We start from the raw sequence: 545 nt of genomic DNA on the forward strand, positions 1-545 counted from the left end.
TAACGAGGCGGGAGGTGCCCGTACCGCAAACCGACACAGGTAGGTGAGGAGAGAATCCTAAGGTGATCGAGTGAACTCTCGTTAAGGAACTCGGCAAAATGACCCCGTAACTTCGGGAGAAGGGGTGCTCTGTTAGGGTGAAAGCCCGAGAGAGCCGCAGTGAATAGGCCCAGGCGACTGTTTAGCAAAAACACAGGTCTCTGCAAAACCGTAAGGTGACGTATAGGGGCTGACGCCTGCCCGGTGCTGGAAGGTTAAGAGGAAGGGTTAGCTTCGGCGAAGCTCTGAATCGAAGCCCCAGTAAACGGCGGCCGTAACTATAACGGTCCTAAGGTAGCGAAATTCCTTGTCGGGTAAGTTCCGACCCGCACGAAAGGCGTAACGATCTGGGCACTGTCTCAACGAGAGACTCGGTGAAATTATACTCTGCGTGAAGATGCGCAGTACCCGCGACAGGACGGAAAGACCCCGTGGAGCTTTACTGTAACCTGATATTGAATTCCGGTTCAGTCTGTACAGGATAGGTAGGAGCCTTAGAACTCGGA

The 545-nt window shown here is 53.6% G+C and carries 1 rRNA gene; it reads left to right on the forward strand.

The features are described 5' to 3' along the window. A 23S ribosomal RNA gene (locus tag ACFQ0V_RS13185) occupies positions 1-545 on the forward strand; the annotation flags it as partial.

This window comes from Savagea faecisuis (assembly GCF_042675605.1).
Taxonomy (GTDB): Bacteria; Bacillota; Bacilli; order Bacillales_A; family Planococcaceae; genus Savagea; species Savagea faecisuis.